Here is a 16,293-nt window from a genome sequence, read left to right on the forward strand (position 1 = left end):
CTAGTGTCCCTTATACATGCGTCGCGTTGTGGAATGGCGACCCCGATTGCCGCCTGCGCTATTCTAGTAGGGGCGGGTCCGCTGTTGGCGCAAACCTCGCGCATACCCGACGACGCGGTGGGACTTGCGGTTGGGCTGGACGCGTTGCGCTGGCAGGGTAGCCTTGATCTGCATCAGGAATTCGCGGACTATGCTGCTATGGGGATCACTTGGCTGCGCACGGACCTGAACTGGGCGACCGTGCAGCGGGATGGACCCGACAGCTTCGACTGGAGCGAGATGGACCGGATCGCGGATCTAGCAGCGGCCCACGATATCAGCTTGCTACCGGTCGCCGGTTCGACCCCCAAATGGGCATGGCAAGATCCCGAAGGCCCCTCCCCTCCAAAAGATCCTGAGGCCTTTGAAAGGTTTATGCAGGCCGCCGTCTCGCGCTATTCGGCGCGGGGTATCGATACATGGGAAATCTGGAACGAACCCAACTTACAAGGGCCCTTTCCTCCACAACCCGACGCTAAAGCCTTTGCTGTGCTGCTCAGGGCCGGGCATGCTGGGATCAAGGCTGCTGATCCAGAAGCCACCGTCATTCTGGGCGGGCTTGCCGCCGTGCGGCGCACCACTCTGTTAGGCCAGCCTGCGGCCATTGCCGCAACCGAATTTCTGGCGACGGTCTATGACGAAGGAGCAGGTGATTCCTTCGATGCGCTTGGATTTCACCCCTATACGGGTGACGATCTTCCCGACCTTGAGGCCATGGACAATTCTTGGGCGATGATGGCAGGCCCCATCCGGGACATCATGATCGCGCATGGCGATGCCGACAAAAAGATCTGGATCACCGAATATGGCGCCCCGACCAATGAAAGCCATGGCGGCGTGTCTGAGGCAAGGCAAGCTGAAATGGTGACCGCAAGTGTTCAGTTAGCCCGGTCGACCGATTGGATTGGCCCGGTGTTCTGGTACGGTTATCGCGACCTGGATACGGATGTGACCGACCGCGAAAGTTGGTTTGGAATCATGACCATGAACGGGCGGGCAAAGCCTGCGCGACAGGCCTTGGAAAGCATCATTCTGCCCTGAGATCCGGCCCATGGGGTCCGGTTCCAGCGCTACCTCGTCGTATGCGGCAAGATCGCGACGGATGACGGTGGTAGCCGCACTGCCTGGCCATCCATTTATGCTCACACGATCTCGTGATCCCTATCCTGTATGGATCTCTGTGAGGTGCTGTCGTGTCGGTGGCGGGCGCTGACGGCAACCCTCGGAAAGCGCTTCGCCCAGCTACTACCTTAGAGAATTGGTTTGATATTAACTGGAACCTGTCTGTTTAATTTAGTAGTCGAGCGACCTGCCCTCAAGATCAGCAAGTAGTTGCCAGACCTGTATAAATCTTATCTATAGTCGGTCTTTATAACTAGCTGTAAATCAAAAATTTTTATATTTGCATAGATAAATGTACCTCACAGGTTGTGTTAATAACATTTGCTCAGCTTGATTGGATCAAGTTAAGTAAACATATCAATGGGTAATCCGGAAGACAGTGCTATCCGATGACCAAGTGAGACGTGCAAAGTAAGGGTCTTTTGACTATGAACAATCTAGAAAAAATCAACAGCTGCAGAGCCCGGCAAGTCGGATCCTCCGCATCGCCTGCCCGCACAGCCAGACCGTCTTTGTATTCGCAATACTTCAAAAGATATCTTGATATCATATTTACCGTGATTGTATTGCCTATTTTTATTCCTCTTATAATTGTATTGGCGGCGGCTATTTTCCTGTTGGACCAGAAAAATCCATTTTTTGCCCATAAGCGTGTCGGCCGAAACGGCAAGATTTTCAAATGCCTCAAGCTGCGCACCATGGTCGTGAATGCCGAAAACATTCTGCCGCAAATGCTGAACGCCTCGCCCGAGCGGCTTCGCGAATGGTCCGAGTCGCAAAAACTGACAGACGACCCGCGTGTGACCCGGATCGGCCGCTTTCTGAGAGCCACCAGCCTGGACGAGATTCCCCAATTGCTGAACGTCCTGAGCGGCGAGATGAGCCTGGTCGGCCCGCGTCCCATCGTGACCGATGAACTGAAGCGCTATGGCCGCGGGGCCGCAAGCTATCTGCGGATGCGCCCCGGTGTGACCGGCATGTGGCAGACGACAGGCCGCAACGATGTATCATATGCCGAACGGGTTAGTATGGATATCGAATACGAACACAACATGTCATTGTGGACGGACTTGAAGATCATGGTGATGACCGTCGTAGCTATGCTGGCTAAGACCGGTCGCTAACGTGGTCGCGACCACCACAGCGCTAGTCCAACCCCCAAGGCGATCCACCCCCCGAAGAACCGGAAGCTGTCGATGCTAGCACCCAGCATCAGCCAGCCCGTCAGCGTCATGGCGACGGCCAGGTGCAGCCGGCCCGCATAGCTTGATCCCGACGCCTGTAGGGCTGACCGCAGTAGCACGGGAACGATCATTGCCAGCCATATCAAGTATCCTAGAAAGCCTGTCTCGGCCAACATCCTGACATGCAGGGAGTAGGCCGGCGGCCAGGACAGACCCTTGTCGGCAGCCGTTGCATAGCTCTGGACCTCCCAGCTGCGGAGATCCTCGGCCCGGATATGGTTGGGATAGTGAAACCCGTACTGACCCAGTCCGACGCCTAAAACCGGTTTGCCTTCGAACATCGACAGTCCTGCGCGGATGGCTGCAAGGCGGGTGACGTTCGAGACATTCTCGGACACGCCCGGCGTCGGGTCGATCAGCCCGTCCATGCTGCCATAGCGCACCAGGTTGCTACCCTTTTCCAGAACGGATTTTTGGACGTCAGGGATCATCATCATCACCATGATGGCCAGCCCGGCAACCGTCGCGCCATGGATGAAGAAATCCTTGCGATGCCGGAAATAGCCCAGCATGAACAGGATCATTTGGATCGCGATCACTAGCATCGCCGTACGCGATTGGGCCAGAACGATCAGCACGATGACCAGCACGGTCACCAGTGCCACCCGCCTGCCGCTGCCCTGCGTAATAGCAAAGGGAAAAATGAAGGTCAGCATGACCGCCGCCCACGAGGATTCGAAGGCGGTTGCGCGCAGTCGGTCGGCGTAGAATTCACTGGTCTCGGCGTGGATGACGACGGACATGGCCTCATACCCCTGAGTGAGGCCGGGAAGGTTCATCCAGCTTCCCACCTCGAAGAGGGCAACCCCGCTCATCAGCAGAAGCGCGATCCAGGCTCCCTGCGAGATTGCGGGCAGTCCTCCGCGAATCGCGAAGTTGAAAAACATCAGAACCACCAGCGGGCCAAGCGCGACAGCCATGGCCTGCGTGATCACGCGGCTCATCCCCGAGCGACCCTTGAACCAAACGGTCGAAATTTCGGAGAAATTATCGACCACGCCCAGAATGATGACTAACATAAAGGCCAAGGTCAGGATAAAAAACGTTCGCGGGATGGCTAGGTGGCTAGGCTGGACCAGAAAGTAAAGAATTGCCAGAGGCAGGACATAGACGAAGCCGTCCTTGGACAGCTCGCCCACCGGCAGAAGCGGCATCAGATCGTTGAAGATGGTCGCGACGATCAAGATGATGATCAGGGGGGCCGCCCTGACTGCGGCGACCGGCATAGGGCGGGCAAAGGCCGACACTATTTCCAGGCCTTCTTCTTGATGGCGGTCAGCCAGGTGAAGGGGATCGCCATGAATACCAACGTGCGCGCCAGTCCCGCCCAGGCATGCGGATCGCTCCACTGGAAATAGTCGCGCTGGACCCGCATGCGCGAAACTAGGTTCTGCTTGCGTCTCGCCGCGGTCGTCCCTGTTTCGCTGACGGTATACTGCGTCAGCACCTCGGGGATATTGGCAAGACGCCAGCGACGGCCCATGCGCACAAACAGATCGTAATCCTCGGCCGTCTTGTAGCGGTCGGAATAAAGGCCGATCTCGCGCAGAGCCTCTGCCCGGATCATGATCGTCGGATGCAGCAGCGCGGGAACATAGCGCTGATGGCGCAGCATCCGTTCATGCTCGATGGGAAAGCGGAGGGTGAACAGATAGGCGCCGTCGTCATTCACGCAGCGCGCCCATGTGCCGACCATGCCGACATCAGTCCGGTCGTGCAGAAGTTCGATCTGACGCTCGAACCGCCCGGGCAGCGGCAGGTCGCCGCAATCCAGCCGGGCGATGAAACGATGGTCCCGCGCCAGAATTGTCTCCAGCCCTGCATTCAGGGCATGTTCGATGCCTTGATTGCGATCCAGGCGCTGCAGCGTCACGTCGTGTCGGCCATAGCGGGCATCGCAGCGAATCGGCACGGGCGAGCCGTCATCCACCACGACGATGTCGAAGGGGTGGTTCATCTGGCCCAACACCTCCAGTGTGCGGACAAGGCCCGCCTGATCCTTGTAGGCGGGAATGAGGACACAAAGTTCTGGCAGGAATCCCGTCACTTCAGACCCTCCCAGCACGGCGCTGGCGGCGACCGTTGCGCAAGATGGCCAGCGACAATCCCACCAGGAAACCGGCCATCAGGCCCAATGCCAGAATGACCGGCTTGGCGTTGAAGCCGGCAGGCTCCAGCGGAACGATCGCCGGCGCAAACAGCTGCACCGTCAATTCAGGCGCGCCGATCCGGCTTTGAACCTGACGGTGTTCAAGCAGCAGACGTTCATATACCGCGCCCGTCGCATCGACTTCGCGCTCCGCCTCGCGTTGCTGGGCATAGGTATCAGCGCTCACCTCGATGGCCTCATCCTGCCGCTGGCCGGTCAGGGCCCCGAAGCGCATCGACAACAGTTTGCCCTCTTCCCGGGTCATCTGCGCACGACGCTCGGCATCGCGAAGGCTGGCGGTAAGCTCCTCAATCTCACGATCGAGGTTTTCCAGCATCTGGCGATACACATTAACCCTCAGATCGGAGCGCGAGGTCAGATAGCCCTGCGCTACCGCGTTCGAGACAGCGGCCGAAAGTTCGGGGCTTTCCGAACTGTAGCTGATGTCGATCACATAGGACCGACCGCTATGAGCCACGTCCAGATTGCTTGATATATGCTGGATCAACAGGGCCCGCTGCATGACATCGTCGCCCGCCGCCTCGGGCGGAAATTCGAAGGTAGCGGCCAGTCGGGCCTGCATGTCGGGCGACAAGGCGTCATAAGCATGATCTAGTGCGATCGGCGTGTCCACCGTTTCGACGATGGTCGCCGTGGCCGAGTCCTGTGGCGTGAACTGCGCCTGGGTGTCGCTTTCGGCCACGATCCCGGCACGCGCGGCGTCCGAAATCAGCTTGGCCGTAGCGGAATAAGTCAAAGGCATATTCTTGGCCGCCACAAAGGCCCCGCCGCCGGCCATGGCAGTGAGCAGGACGATCAGGAAGGGGCTGTGCCGGGCGGCGCTGAAGACGTCGCCCATGGTGAAACTGGAAGCCGGCCGTGCGACATCACGATCGTGGTCTGTCAGCATTAGCCGTTCACGGGTACTGTTTAACTGGTTCATCGGTTAGCCCTATGCTGTGAACTGCGAGGGGTGGTTTCGTCCAGTTCCGACGTCACCGTCGGGGCAGCAGCAGGCCCCATGCCGGTAGAGACACCGAAATAGCTGTCGGGCAGCTTGACCTCGACCAGATCGCCGGGCCGAAGCATCGTACCTTCGGTCGCCGGGACCGGCATTTCCTGCCCGTCCTCGGTTTGTCGGTATACGGTAACGGTCAGGTCGCCATCTCCTGCTATCCCAAGCTGCACCAGTTGTGCCATGCTGCCTTTCAGCGAGGCCTCAAGCGTCGCGATCTCTGTCATGACCGCTTCCACTTCAGCCTCGAGCGCTGCGGCGCGGCGGGCGTCGTGACGATCTAGTTCGTGAAGCGCCGCAGCCCGCTGTCTTTCGACATCCGCGGCATCGGCATCGGTTTCGGCCAGGTTGCCCTGTAACTGGATCAGCGTCCGATATTCCTCCGAGACGCGGGTCTGCGGGGTCAGGCCGCGCTTCTGCATTTCGCTGTAGCGGGTCGCCTCTTCGGTCTGCTGATCGACCAAATTCTTCTGATATTCGCGCTGCACGGCCAGCCGTGCAATCCGGTCGTCGATGATCTCAAGGTCGCGTTGTAGGAACTGCTTTTGCTGCACACTCTCCTCACGCGCGGCAGCTAGCAGCCGGTTGGCCAAGGCAAGGACCGGCGCCGTATCGCCCCCCCCAAGAGAGGGCAGATCGGCAACGGTCAGCTCTGCCAGACCTTCTAGTTCGGCCTGCGCCCGTGCAAGCGCCGCATGGCGCGAGACAAGCTCGGCCGCGGCGGATTCGGCATCGGCGCCCAAGGCGGCCGCCGCCCCCATGGCTGGCCGCAACGCCCCGAGGCCTCCGGCCAGGGCGATCGCACGCCGGACGGTCATGTCCTGATCATAGGGAATGGCCCCTGGTTCCGCGACATCGCCCCCAATGACGACCGGACGGACGGTGACGATGCCCACCGTCACCTGCGCCTCCAGCATGATCTCCAGTCCGGTCAAGCGCTGCTGGATCAGCCCGCCGATCTGATCGGCGGTCCGACCGGCGACATGCACCTGTCCAAGCGGCGGAAAGGCAATCGCACCATCGACGTTCACGATGGCCTCGCGAGTCAGTTCCGGCACGCGAAACACGAGGATTTCAAGCGTTTCGCCTGGCGATACGACATGCTCTTGCGCGCCGGCTGCTCCCCCCAAGACTAGCAAGCATCCCATCGCCTTCGCAAGCCGCAGGGTCCGGGGCCCGACAATGTCCACCATCTGTATATCAGTCCTTTTTTAATTTCAGATGTTGGCATGTGATCGATGGCGTCACGGGCACCTGCGCGGCGTCGCACAGAGATTTGGCGCGTGCATCCAGATCCCGCCATCTTTGACGGGCCGAGCGCAGCGCGACATTCGTGGCGCGCCCATGCCCCACATAGCCGCGATAGGCCGTGCGAAGCCATTTATAAACCCGGGGCCCGCTCAACATGGCAAGGGCTCGGCGCGCGGATTCCCGCAGGCAAACCGGAGGGTTCAACGTGTTGGCCAAGGCCACGAAGCCCTCCCGCCGCCGACCCGCATCGGCCAGACGCCAGACGCGGTCCTGCAGGTGATACCCGCTTCGCGCGGCAGGTGACCAATCGCCCGACTCGCGCTGATACCAGGCGTAGGATCGGTCCGCCGTCTCGCGTCCCGTGGTGACGCGACCATCCTCGAGGGTTTCATCCTTGATGATGCCCGGTTCCTGATCGATGTGGAATCCGACGCCGGCACGGCTCATGCGCATTGCAAGATCGGTATCCTGGTTCACCCTGAGATCCTCGTTCCAGGGGTAAGCACGGACCAGATCCACGGGGACGCACATCATCGAGGTTTGGACCCGCCCCATGTCGCGATACACATACTCGATCAGGCTGCTGCCCGTCTTCCATTCCGGCTGGAAGGGCTTTTGAACCTCGCCGTCGTCATGCAGCAGCGCGGAACTCACCAGAATGGTGCGATCATTGTCGTCGCGGCTGTAGAAAGCTTGCAGGCGCAGGCCCCGTCCTGGCATCCAGACATCGTCCGAATCCAGAAAGCAGACATGGGTTCCGGTGCACTCTCGCGCGCCCCGATTGCGCGCAGCGCCGCCCCCAGAATGCGTCGTCTGACGAAAGATCATGACGCCCATGGTTTCCAGCATCCCATATTCCACGCTGAGATCCATATCAGAGCAATCATCGACGACGATTATTTCTGATACCTGGCTATTTTCCAGTACGGACAATACCGCGCGAACAACCTGTATCCGACGATTTCTATTAGGGATTACAACTGATATTCGAAAATTCGGGCCCTTACCCACCATAATGCAACTCGTAATTGTATAAAACTGCAGGCGCGCGGGGATATTTACGACCCGCCGCTACTCTATCCAATTTGATCGGAATACGGTAGCCTTGGTAGCGCCGAAATCAGTGTTTTTATATGAACAAAACGCTACTAGCGGTCGCGGTCGTATTGCGCGGCGATCATTGCGCCCGCCTTGTAATATGATACAGGGTCGGGCGTTAACATAGAGGCGGGCTCTGGCATGGATCAGCAAAATCAAGACCCGATGCCGGAGGACGCGGCAGAGACGCCGCAATTACCTTTCTCAATTATCATTCCGGCTTATAACAGAGAGGGCCAGGTCGGTCGCGCCATCGCATCCTGTCTGGTGCAAAGCTGCCCGGATTTCGAGATCATCGTCGTGGACGATGGATCACGCGACGGGACAGCGCAGGCAGTCGAGGCGATGTCCGATCCCAGGATCAGATGCATCCGCCAGATCAATGCGGGCGCCTCGGCGGCACGCAACACCGGGGCTCGGGCGGCGCGGGGGAATCATCTCGCCTTTCTTGATTCGGATGACGAATTTCTGCCCCACAAGCTGAAACGCATGTCCGCGGCAATTAGGGCCGATGATCAGCCCGACCGCACGGTCTGGTATTCACCGCTGTTCTTTGACCGGGGCACGGGCGGGCGAATGATCAAGCCGTCGCGTGCCATCGGTCCGGATGAACCGGTCGGCGATTACCTTTTCGCCGATGATGGGCTGATGCAGACCTCGACCCTTGTGGTTCCGCGCATGCTCTTCGACCGTGTCGGCTTTGACGATAGCCTGCGCTGCCTTGAGGACCTTGATCTGTGCCTGCGTCTGGAAGAGGCGGGCGCGCGTTTTCGCATGATCGAAGAACCGGTGGTAATCTGGTATGACGACCGCCCCGACGGCAGGCTCAGCTATACCACGTCGCAGGGTGAGATCGACGAATGGGCGGCACGACAAAAGTCCCGTCTATCGCCGCGCGCGATGCACGGATACCTGGCCCGGTTCCTTGTCCCCCAGATCGTGCGGTCCCGGCCTCTGCGCGCCGTGTCGCTGGTCGCGGCGGCGGTCAAGCATGGTGGGCTTGCGCCGGGCCGGGCGGCGACGCTTCTGGCACGTGGGGTCGCACCGGGCGCCTATGGCCATCTGCGCGATGCCCTGACCCGGTCGCGCCGTGGCTAAGGCAGCACGCCCCCTGCGGCGCATCACCCATGTTACCGAAGCGCCGTTGGGCGGGGTCATGACCTATCTGGACGACCTACTGGGAGCGCAGCTGCAAAGCCTGCCGGACGTCCAGATCGATCTGATCACCCCAGAGATCAACCGCGAGGCGCTGGCCGGACTGTCCAGCCCCTACTTTCGCCTGATAGCCTTTCACCATCGCCGCGGCTCGCCCCGTGCCCTGCTAGTGATGGCGCTGCGCACGCTGGCCCATGTGCGGCGCACGCGCCCCGACATCCTACACATCCATTCGACCTTTGCCGGCGCCGCGATCCGTGTTTTTGCGCCGTTTTTTCCGAATGAAACCAAAGTTATATATTGCCCCCATGGCTGGGCATTCTCGCGCGAGGGGTCGCGGCACAAGCTGTGGGCCTTTGCATGGGTCGAACGGGTTTTGGCCCGCGGCAGCGACGCGATCTTGTGCATTTCCGACCATGAACGCCGCGAGGCCGAGGCGTTCGGCCTTCCCCCGGCGCAGCTGGTCGTCATCGAAAACGGCGTCAGTTCAAGAACCGCAGCTATGGCGGGCGGCCCGGGCGACGTCCCTGCCCCCGTCAGACCGGAACGGGTACCGGGTCGTCGTCTGATCGCATTCGCGGGACGCTTCGACCGCCAGAAGGGGTTCGATACCTTTCTAAATGTGATGGGTCAGCTTGGCGACGAGGCGGATGGCATCGCCATCGGCAGCAGCATCACCTCTGACGAGGCCTTGCCGCCCATCCCCGGCAATGTCCGCATTCTGGGTTGGCAAAGCCGGTCGGCAGTGTTCGATCTGTATCGACAGGCCGATCTGCTGCTGGTTCCTTCGCGATGGGAGGGGTTCGGTCTGGTCGCGGCCGAGGCCATGCAGGCGGGGCTGCCGGTCTTCGCAAGCCGCGTCGGCGGGCTGCAGGATATTGTTGTCGATCGGCAAACAGGTCGTCTGTTCGAACCCAACGATGTCGCAACGATCCTGGCACTGATTCGCGGCACGTCTGATGCGGACCTTGCCCGCTACGGGGAACAAGGCCGCCAGCGCTATCTAACGCGCTATACCGCTGACCGGATGGCCGAGAAAACCACCGACCTCTACCGGGCGCTGTTGTCCAGTGATGGCGAACGCTGACCGGCTCAGCGTCCGCCCTTTTTTACCTGACGATCAGAGGATGAAATCATTCGCCGTCAGCTGGTGGGTGCCGTTCAGCACGATGTTCAGGTCAATGTCGCCATCATCATCTACCATCGACTGGATATAGGTCTTGTTCTGGGCGTAATCGATATAGACGCCCAGATCCCCGGCACCCTGCAGCCATTCGGAGCCGACGAAATTCAGTACCGCGTTGCTCCGGTCACCCGGCGCCTCAATGGCACTCAGGTCGATCAGATCACCGCGATCCCATCCCTGAAGTATGCCTTGATTTCCAAGATCCCTGAAGACGAAACTGTCGCGGTTGCCGGCATCATCCGGGTTGGCAGCATCGTCCACATCCGGCGTGATGGGTGCCGCTGACGCGTCATCGCCATCGCGTCTGGCCAGATCACGAAAGGCATAATACGCCTCGCGCGGGTTGCCGTTGCTGTCACGCAGGCCAAAACCAGGCTCGAAATCCGAATCCTGATATTGGAACCACATAATCGGGCCGGCCCAAGGCTGGTCTTCGGCCAGATCGACAGCCTCGCGCAGCATACGCGCCTGATCCTGTTCGCTGACCGTCACGCCGCCGCCAAGCGTTTTGGCGCCATATTCGGTCATCCAGACCTGCATATCGCCATCGCCGTTGTCGACCATGGTCTTGCGGATCCCGTCTTCCATGATTTGCCAGCCGTTCCAGGCCTGATTGTCACTAGGAAACAGCGGGAAGGTATACGGGTGAAAGCCGACCGCGTCGAAATGGCCACCAGCGCCTGCATCATACATCTTTTCTAGATAGTCAACGGCACCCCAGAAGCGTCCGTCGGTGGACGGAATGGCCGCCGTTCCGCCCGTAATCACCACGTCGTTGCCATTTACTGCCTTGATCTGATCATAGGCGGCCTCTAACACGCGGGTATAGTTTTCCGGTGTGATCCCGTGCTTGTTCTGCTCGTTCAGGATCTCCCAATGGTCGACCACGTGATCATACCGCTCGGCGGCTGCGCCGGCAAACCTGCCGAAAGCCTGTTGATCGAACGTGCTTGACAGCGTGTTATCCACCCAATCCGGCGTATTGTTTAGAACTGCCGTGATCTTGATGCCCTGATTGTCCAAAGCGTTGAAGACCTTGTCGACAAGGTTCCAGTTGAACCCGCCATTCGCGGTCGGCTGGACGAGGCTCCAATGGATGTCCAGACGGACCCAATCAACACCGATGTCGACATAGTCCTGAATTTGAGCGTTCATCTCTTGGTCGGAGCTTCCAAGCAGCTCGCCGAAAGGTGTCGCCATGCCAAGCTGTCCCGGCCTCACTGTGGGTGCCATTCCGATAAATTCCCTTTTTTATGTCGATAGCTCTGGGTAGGGGATGAAAGGTTCCCTGTCATTCAGCGCATTTTTGCCGCTGGCAGCTATTCGCCGTCCATTGGTACAGATCGGCTGCGTTATGCTCACCCGATGGGGGGACGAGTTTGGACATGCCAGCGCGTCTGGCCTTTCGAATACGATTTGCGCAAATTACGGACCGCTTCGTGAACGTCTGACCCAGCACTAACCCGCAAGGCCAACCATCCCCGGAATCCATTTTGCCGCCTCGTGACGGGCCGGCGCGGGGCAGGAACGCCACGGACAACCCGATACCGGATAGGATGTCTGTTCTGCACGCTTTCTGACCCAATGCCGAAATGAAAGGCACGCCGTCACGCGCATTTCGAAATTCGAACGTGACCAGTCCGGTCGGCCATTCAGTCACCCAGCCCCGGATGACGCAGGCCATCCTATCAATAGGGCCGGACAAAGTCGGATAGCGGTTGTGGTTGTTGCAATATAAACCGTGCAGCATCAAATATGCAGCATATCCATGCACAAAAAATTGCCGAAAACGACAACTTGATCATTGCTAAATTATCACCAAGAACTGGATTTGTGTTCAGAAAAAGTACCGAGTATATGAAGTTAAATTATCGGTTTCTGGCAGTTGCCTTATGTTGTTTCGTTCTTCTTTTGCCAGCAATGGTAAATCGGGCGCCTTTTGTTTATTTTGATTCCGCCCCTTACATGAATAATGCAGGGAAGGCGATTCAGCTTGTTCAGGATCGGCTTTGGTTGGGTTCGGAAATCGTGCCTGTGGAATCCGCGCAAACAGCCGGATTGCAGACTTCGCCGTCTGGATCTACGGGAACTTTGGCGGGCCGCTCCATTTACTACAGCTTTCTGGTCTGGATAAGCGCAGCGACATTTGGGATCGGCGGCATCGCCTTCGTACAAGCGCTCGTTCTGGCCGTCCTGATCGTAATTTGCCTCAGAATCGCATGGCCCGCGGCTCAGCCTGCGCCTTTTCTAGTGGCGACCCTGGCCATGTCCTCCGGCCTGTCACTGCTAACCTCGGCGGGATTTTTCGTGTCCCTTGTCACCCCGGACGTCTGGGCGGGGATGATGATCATCTCCTTTGCGCTTGTGCTGGGCGCGGGCTCTGACCTCGGCAGGGGAACGCGCCTTGCGCTTGGTGTCGTAATGGCCTGTGCGGCGCTGTTTCACACCAGCCATATTCTTGTTCTGGCGTCGATGACCGCGTTGTCGGCTCTCGCTATGCTTCACTTGGCATGGCGCAAGGCCATGGCCGTACGGTATCTATGGATCCCCGCTCTAGCGCTAGCATTCGGCCTGGGGGGTACGATGGCATTCTCAGTCGCGGCGACGGTGGCCACGGGGGAATCGCCCGTGGGCCTGCCCTTCATCACGGCCCATCTAACCGACATGGGACCCGGAACCCGTTTCGCGCAGACCAGCTGCCCCGCCAGCGGCTTTGCGATCTGCCCCTATGCAGATCGCCTGCCAATCGACTGGATCGACTTCTTGTTTTCCAAGAACCCTCAAACAGGCATTTTTGCGGTCGTCCCGCCCGACGTACAGCGCGCCATCTCGGACGAGCAAATCCGCTTTGCGATTGGTACTTTGATAGCCGAGCCTCTGGCCACGATAGCGGGACTAGCCCGTGACGGAATTGCGCAGCTGTGGCACCTGTCCGTCAACGATGTGCCGCTGACTGCCAAAGACGAGGCCTTCGTTGTTGAGGGGTTCGAACCGCAGACCGCCGAGACCATCCGCACCTCGACGATCTGGAGCCGAGCCTGGCTTGCCCCTACCATATCACGCGTAATTGAGATCGGCACGGCCGTCAGTTTCGCCGGGCTGCTTTTTCTTGCGCTGGTAAAGCGACTGCCACGTCACGGGGCGGTGGCGCGACTCCTGCTGATTTGCTTCCTCGGGCTGGTTCTGAATGCCGTGCTGTGCGGAGTCTTTGCTTCTCCTTATGGACGGTTCCAGGCGAGGATCGCCTGGATGCTGCCCTTCCTACTGGCCATTTCCTTGATAGTCCCGCGCTATTCCGACTACTCAGTTCCTGAAAGAGGTCGCCCATGATGATGCACGATGCACCCCTTAGGCTGCGCCAGCGGGCTGGTCCCGCAGATTATCTACGGATCGCGCGCCTCGACCACATGACGAAGCATATCTTTATCCTTCCGGGGATCGTGCTGGCCGTCCTGCTACGCGGCACGAACGAAACGACCGCAGGAATCGTGTCGAATGTTATCTTAGGATTGACTGCAGCGGTCTTTGTCGCCTCCGCCAATTATGTGATTAACGAATATCTTGATCGCGATTTCGACCGTTATCATCCAGAAAAATCGCAACGCACGGCCGTCCAGTGCGAGATATCCGGCGTCGTTGTCTTTGCACTTTGGGTAGCGTTGCTAGGTGTGGGTTTGGGGCTTGCCGCGCAGGTCGGCGGCGTTTTCCTGATCGCCTCCGTACTTCTGGCGGTTTCTGGCGTTACCTACAACGTCATGCCCATACGGACTAAGGACCGCATTTATCTAGACGTGCTTTCGGAATCGCTGAACAACCCTATCCGCTTGCTGATGGGATGGGCGATGATCGACGGAGGCAGCCTGCCGCCGGCATCACTTTTTATGGCCTTCTGGTTCGGCGGCGCTTTTCTGATGAACTCTAAGCGTCTGGCCGAATATCGTGACATCGTCGCCTCGGATGGCCAGGAAATACTGGGTCGCTATCGCCGGTCCTTCCGCCATTACACCGAAAACCGCTTATCCGTTGCCAATCTTGTCTATGCACTGCTCTGCTCATTCTTCGTAGCAACATTTCTCATCAAATACCGCGTTGAATATGTTATCGTTTTTCCCTGCATCATAGCGTTGTTCGCGGTCTATTATGCCCTCGCCCTGACCCCCAATTCGGTGGCCCGCAAGCCGGAAAAGCTCTATCGCTCGACGCCCGTGATCAGTACGGCAATCCTAACCGGCCTTTTGTTCACGATCGCAACCCTAGTCGATCTACCCATCCTAGAATCGCTAACAAGTCAGCGCTTTATTGAAGTCGGGCAACCGGTAAGTGGCGAGTGATGAGGCGAGAGGTATTCGGCGTGCCGGGGGGCGCCGTCCGCGCCCATCTTCCCGATCTGGGGCGCTATCGCCTTGTGGTCTTCGATCTGGATGGTACCCTCTATCATCAAGGCCCAGTGCGGCGCGGCATGCTGACAGAACTTCTATTGTCCCGCCCGATGGTCGGCGAGCCGGATCGTCTTCAACGCCTGTCGATTTTGCACCAGTTCAGGCGCCTGCGCGAAGAAATGGCTCGGGATGCATGCATCGGATTTGACACACGGCTTTTCTCGCGACTGTCTGACCAGACTGGACAGAATGAAACCATTTTGCGACGCCTGGTCAAGGACTGGATGGAGGACCGGCCCCTACGACGCTTATTGGCAGCCCGCGTGGCGGGCGCACCTCAGCTGTTCTCGGGCCTCCGGGCCCAGGGAACGCAGATTGCAGTTTGGTCAGATTATCCAGTTGAGCACAAGCTGGCCGTCCTTGGCCTTAAGGCTGATCACGTCATTTCGGCGCTGGATCCCGACATTGCAGCCCTTAAGCCCGCGCCGGCAGGGCTGAATCGGCTACTTGAAAGGACCGCGATTCCGCCAAGCGCCGTCCTGATGGTGGGCGACCGGGACAGCCACGACGGAGCAGCCGCCCGCGCGGTCAATGTTGACTTTCTTTTGCGTGCAAGAAAGGGCCCGGCGGGAATCCCGAGGATCAAGGACTTTCGTGGACTCGCGGCTCAGGTCGCGCAAGGGCCGGCATGAAACCCCCGGTGCGGGGCTGGCTCGCCAAGCTGATGCGCTATGGGTTCACCGGTGGGTTGGCTGCATTCGTAGATCTTGCGGGCTTTGCAATTCTGCTAGGAGCTGGGGTGGTTCTTCCCGCAGCTGCTTTTCTGTCCTTCATGTTCGCGACGGTGGTCAACTACGGGTTCAGCGCGCGGTTTGCCTTTGCCTCCCCAATCTCGATCTCAGGCTATTTTCGATTTCTGATCTTCGCGGCTATTGGCCTTGTGACAAATGTGGCTATCACCATCCTATTTGACGCGGCAGGCCTGCCTTCGGTGCGTGCCAAATTAGCTGGGATTGCAGTCGCATTCGGGGTCAACTTCGTTCTGAACCTGACCTATGTCTTTGCACAGCCGGACCGCAGAAAAAAGCATCTTCCCTGACGCCTGACGCCTGACGCCTGACGCCTGCCTTACCTATGTTTAACATACGAAGGTTCCGCAACCAGGGAGGCTGTCCCCAAACCGGCGCGAGTTTCACATGCCATATGCGCCGTATGGTATCCTAACGCCTCACGCCGTTAAATAAATCAAACCTACCGTGGGTCGCGCAATGTGCGCCAAATCATCAACACTATCATCGAGACGACCCCTCCCCCGACATATCCGAATAGGAATGCCTCCGCGCAGCCAGACCCGCCCACCATAAGCGCAGCTGTTGCGGTAATGCTGACTAGGACAGATATTCCCAGCATTCCGATGAGCACTTATTCCACCCCTCTAAAGCAGCGCCGGATCAATCCTATCACCAATCTACCATACGCGAAACGTGAGCAGTCGATATGATCCGTAAGCGACACTATCCTGCCGACACGGCGATGTTGCGCAAATCAGCCCCGAGCATGACTGCCCCCTTTCCCGCCATTCTTCAGCGGACGGCTTCGATCTCGGCCCTGCCAAGGGCCGAGAAGCGGTTCATGATGGCGATGCGGATCTGGAT

At 58.9% G+C, this 16,293-nt stretch carries 14 protein-coding genes; 8 read left to right on the forward strand and 6 right to left on the reverse strand.

All coding sequences use genetic code 11. From position 1 onward, the window contains the following. Positions 1–33: 33 nt before the first annotated feature. Both EG885_RS16275 and EG885_RS16280 read left to right on the forward strand, forming a co-directional pair. The gene (locus EG885_RS16275; protein ID WP_131576541.1) at positions 34–1,080 is read left to right on the forward strand and encodes a cellulase family glycosylhydrolase; all 1,047 of its coding nucleotides are present in this window, start codon (positions 34–36) and stop codon (positions 1,078–1,080) included. A gap of 509 nt (positions 1,081–1,589) precedes the next feature. After that, the gene (locus tag EG885_RS16280; protein ID WP_131576543.1) at positions 1,590–2,285 is read left to right on the forward strand and encodes a sugar transferase; all 696 of its coding nucleotides are present in this window, start codon (positions 1,590–1,592) and stop codon (positions 2,283–2,285) included. Here EG885_RS16280 and EG885_RS16285 read toward each other — a convergent pair. The 5 genes from EG885_RS16285 to EG885_RS16305 are packed head-to-tail and all read right to left on the reverse strand — an operon-like array spanning position 2,282 to position 7,834. Continuing rightward, on the reverse strand, positions 2,282–3,652 hold the full coding sequence (locus tag EG885_RS16285) for an O-antigen ligase family protein (protein WP_131576545.1): 1,371 nt from the start codon (positions 3,650–3,652) through the stop codon (positions 2,282–2,284). The genes EG885_RS16280 and EG885_RS16285 overlap by 4 nt on opposite strands. Next, positions 3,652–4,452: a glycosyltransferase gene (locus tag EG885_RS16290; protein ID WP_165571173.1), complete on the reverse strand. Its 801-nt coding sequence runs from the start codon at positions 4,450–4,452 to the stop codon at positions 3,652–3,654. The genes EG885_RS16285 and EG885_RS16290 overlap by 1 nt, the downstream gene beginning before the upstream one ends. A 1-nt stretch (position 4,453) precedes the next feature. Then, positions 4,454–5,497: a hypothetical protein gene (locus tag EG885_RS16295; protein WP_131576549.1), complete on the reverse strand. Its 1,044-nt coding sequence runs from the start codon at positions 5,495–5,497 to the stop codon at positions 4,454–4,456. Further along, complete coding sequence (locus EG885_RS16300) at positions 5,494–6,762, reverse strand: polysaccharide biosynthesis/export family protein (protein ID WP_131576551.1); 1,269 nt, start codon at positions 6,760–6,762, stop codon at positions 5,494–5,496. Before EG885_RS16300 ends, EG885_RS16295 begins: the two co-directional genes overlap by 4 nt. Positions 6,763–6,769: 7 nt before the next feature. Further along, positions 6,770–7,834, reverse strand: a complete 1,065-nt coding sequence (locus EG885_RS16305; protein ID WP_131576553.1) for a glycosyltransferase family 2 protein — start codon at positions 7,832–7,834, stop codon at positions 6,770–6,772. 225 nt (positions 7,835–8,059) lie between these two features. Here EG885_RS16305 and EG885_RS16310 point away from each other — a divergent pair, with 225 nt between their 5' ends. Together EG885_RS16310 and EG885_RS16315 are read left to right on the forward strand one after the other, a co-directional pair. Next, positions 8,060–9,016, forward strand: coding sequence for a glycosyltransferase family 2 protein (locus EG885_RS16310; protein ID WP_131576555.1), 957 nt, complete (start codon positions 8,060–8,062; stop codon positions 9,014–9,016). Next, positions 9,009–10,160 carry a glycosyltransferase family 4 protein gene (locus tag EG885_RS16315; RefSeq protein ID WP_131576557.1) on the forward strand — a complete coding sequence of 384 codons (1,152 nt, stop codon included), beginning with the start codon at positions 9,009–9,011 and terminating at the stop codon, positions 10,158–10,160. Before EG885_RS16310 ends, EG885_RS16315 begins: the two co-directional genes overlap by 8 nt. 33 nt (positions 10,161–10,193) lie before the next feature. Here EG885_RS16315 and EG885_RS16320 read toward each other — a convergent pair whose 3' ends face one another. Continuing rightward, complete coding sequence (locus EG885_RS16320; RefSeq protein ID WP_165571174.1) at positions 10,194–11,459, reverse strand: cellulase family glycosylhydrolase; 1,266 nt, start codon at positions 11,457–11,459, stop codon at positions 10,194–10,196. Between the two features lie 555 nt (positions 11,460–12,014). Between EG885_RS16320 and EG885_RS16325 the strand changes: the two genes are divergently transcribed. Genes EG885_RS16325 through EG885_RS16340 form a run of 4 tightly spaced genes read left to right on the forward strand, consistent with a single transcriptional unit; the run spans position 12,015 to position 15,737 of the window. Then, positions 12,015–13,589, forward strand: a complete 1,575-nt coding sequence (locus tag EG885_RS16325) for a hypothetical protein (RefSeq protein ID WP_131576561.1) — start codon at positions 12,015–12,017, stop codon at positions 13,587–13,589. Beyond that, the gene (locus EG885_RS16330; protein ID WP_131576563.1) at positions 13,586–14,590 is read left to right on the forward strand and encodes a UbiA family prenyltransferase; all 1,005 of its coding nucleotides are present in this window, start codon (positions 13,586–13,588) and stop codon (positions 14,588–14,590) included. The genes EG885_RS16325 and EG885_RS16330 overlap by 4 nt, the downstream gene beginning before the upstream one ends. Further along, positions 14,590–15,330 (forward strand): HAD family hydrolase, encoded by a 741-nt coding sequence (locus EG885_RS16335; protein ID WP_131576565.1) that lies wholly within the window; start codon positions 14,590–14,592, stop codon positions 15,328–15,330. Before EG885_RS16330 ends, EG885_RS16335 begins: the two co-directional genes overlap by 1 nt. Beyond that, positions 15,327–15,737, forward strand: a complete 411-nt coding sequence (locus EG885_RS16340) for a GtrA family protein (protein WP_131576567.1) — start codon at positions 15,327–15,329, stop codon at positions 15,735–15,737. Before EG885_RS16335 ends, EG885_RS16340 begins: the two co-directional genes overlap by 4 nt. The last annotated feature ends 556 nt before the right edge of the window (positions 15,738–16,293 follow it).

The organism is Paracoccus nototheniae, from assembly GCF_004335005.1.
GTDB lineage: Bacteria > Pseudomonadota > Alphaproteobacteria > Rhodobacterales > Rhodobacteraceae > Paracoccus > Paracoccus nototheniae.

Excerpts from the sequence above, each read along its gene's own strand:
- EG885_RS16275 (WP_131576541.1), top strand. The coding sequence starts at position 34 with ATGGCGACCCCGATTGCCGCCTGCGCTATTCTAGTAGGGGCGGGTCCG.
- EG885_RS16280 (WP_131576543.1), top strand. The coding sequence starts at position 1,590 with ATGAACAATCTAGAAAAAATCAACAGCTGCAGAGCCCGGCAAGTCGGA.
- EG885_RS16295 (WP_131576549.1), bottom strand. The coding sequence starts at position 5,497 with ATGAACCAGTTAAACAGTACCCGTGAACGGCTAATGCTGACAGACCAC.
- EG885_RS16300 (WP_131576551.1), bottom strand. The coding sequence starts at position 6,762 with ATGGTGGACATTGTCGGGCCCCGGACCCTGCGGCTTGCGAAGGCGATG.
- EG885_RS16305 (WP_131576553.1), bottom strand. The coding sequence starts at position 7,834 with ATGGTGGGTAAGGGCCCGAATTTTCGAATATCAGTTGTAATCCCTAAT.
- EG885_RS16310 (WP_131576555.1), top strand. The coding sequence starts at position 8,060 with ATGGATCAGCAAAATCAAGACCCGATGCCGGAGGACGCGGCAGAGACG.
- EG885_RS16320 (WP_165571174.1), bottom strand. The coding sequence starts at position 11,459 with ATGGCGACACCTTTCGGCGAGCTGCTTGGAAGCTCCGACCAAGAGATG.
- EG885_RS16325 (WP_131576561.1), top strand. The coding sequence starts at position 12,015 with ATGCAGCATATCCATGCACAAAAAATTGCCGAAAACGACAACTTGATC.
- EG885_RS16330 (WP_131576563.1), top strand. The coding sequence starts at position 13,586 with ATGATGATGCACGATGCACCCCTTAGGCTGCGCCAGCGGGCTGGTCCC.
- EG885_RS16335 (WP_131576565.1), top strand. The coding sequence starts at position 14,590 with ATGAGGCGAGAGGTATTCGGCGTGCCGGGGGGCGCCGTCCGCGCCCAT.
- EG885_RS16340 (WP_131576567.1), top strand. The coding sequence starts at position 15,327 with ATGAAACCCCCGGTGCGGGGCTGGCTCGCCAAGCTGATGCGCTATGGG.